Source organism: Microbacterium sp. Bi128, from assembly GCF_918698205.1.
The window spans coordinates 1-1391 of the sequence record NZ_CAKKMM010001338.1; the positions used below are offsets into that span (position 1 = coordinate 1).

Consider the following 1391-nt stretch of genomic DNA (forward strand, 5'->3'; position numbering starts at 1 on the left):
CAACCAACCCTCGGCATAAACGCAGTCAACGCAAATCGACTGTGATGTTCTAATGGGAACCCGCTGTGTCTACGCACAGGTTCACATCGCGCACCGAACTGATAAGTGGGGGTGCAGCGGTCATCATGTTTCACGTGAAACAAGAGGGTGGCGTCCCCTAAGCAACGGCCAAACACCTTCCGTGACTGTCAGCACGAATAGCAGTTCGCCGGCCGAGGGATAGCCCATTTCACAAGACGGCGGCGCCCAGGGGAATTGTGAGCCAGCAGACCAAAAACCAATCCGATAGACAGCCACCCAAGGTTGCAAAACCGTTCATGGCAGATTTAGGGGCTGTCCGCCTAGTCCTACTCCCCGATCGTGGGCCGTGGAGCACAACAAAAAAATGGCCCCCGCCAGAAGCGGGGGCCACTTTCGGTCAGCCTAGGACAGGACGTCCGCAAATTCCTTCTCGAAGAACTGCTTGGGCCGGGCGCCGATCACGGTGCCCTTGACCTCGCCGCCCTGGAACAGGTACACGGCAGGGATGGAGGTGATGCCGTACTCGGCAGCGATGGCCGGGTTGTCGTCAACGTTCACCTTGACCACATCAACCTTCTCGCCGTACTCGACCGAAATCTCGTCAAGAATCGGACCGAGCTTGCGGCAGGGGCCGCACCATTCGGCCCAGAAATCGACAATGACGGGCTTCTCGGAGGCCAGTACATCAGTGCTGAAGCTGGCGTCCGTTACGTCTTTTGCGTTGCTCATAACCTTTGTCTCTCTTCCGTTGGTTGCTGCGCGCCGGTTAGGCGTGGAAATCTGCGAGGTAGTGCTCGACGTCGAGGGCGGCCACGCACCCGGAACCGGAGGCTGTGATGGCCTGGCGGTAGGTCGGATCAATGACGTCACCGGCAGCGAAGACGCCCTGGACGCTGGTCTTCGAGGTGCGGCCGTCCACGGCGATGGTTCCCTCTGCGGTCAGCTCGAGTTTGCCCTTGACCAGATCGGTGCGGGGATCGTTGCCGATTGCCACGAATACTCCGGTTACGGCCAGTTCGGATTCCGTGCCGTCCACCAGGTTCTTCAACCGCAATGCGGTGACTTTGTCCTGTCCCAACACGTCTTCCACACCGGTGTTCCACACAAAGTTGATCTTCTCGTGGGCCAAGGCGCGGTCAGCCATGATCTTTGAAGCGCGGAGGGCATCGCGGCGGTGGACCACCGTGACGGACTTGGCGAACTTGGTGAGGAACAGGGCCTCTTCCATGGCGGAGTCGCCGCCGCCAATGACGGCAATGTCTTGATCCTTGAAGAAGAAACCGTCGCAGGTTGCACACCAGCTCACACCGTGGCCCGAAAGCCTCTTCTCGTTCGGCAAGCCGAGCTCGCGGTAGGCCGAACCGGTGGAA

2 protein-coding genes are annotated in these 1391 nt (G+C 59.7%); both read right to left on the bottom strand.

Features of this window, described 5'->3' with window-relative positions; translation table 11 throughout:
- Positions 1 to 423 precede the first annotated feature (423 nt).
- A complete protein-coding gene (trxA, locus tag LQV45_RS32550) occupies positions 424 to 750 on the bottom strand; it encodes a thioredoxin (RefSeq protein WP_223914875.1) in 327 nt (108 codons plus the stop codon).
- Between the two features lie 37 nt (positions 751 to 787).
- Positions 788 to 1391 (bottom strand): NAD(P)/FAD-dependent oxidoreductase (locus LQV45_RS32555; RefSeq protein ID WP_230011705.1); only part of this gene is annotated, 604 nt, incomplete at its 5' end.

Bases quoted from the DNA above. Each gene is read 5' to 3' on its own strand.
- trxA (WP_223914875.1), bottom strand. From the start codon at position 750: ATGAGCAACGCAAAAGACGTAACGGACGCCAGCTTCAGCACTGATGTA.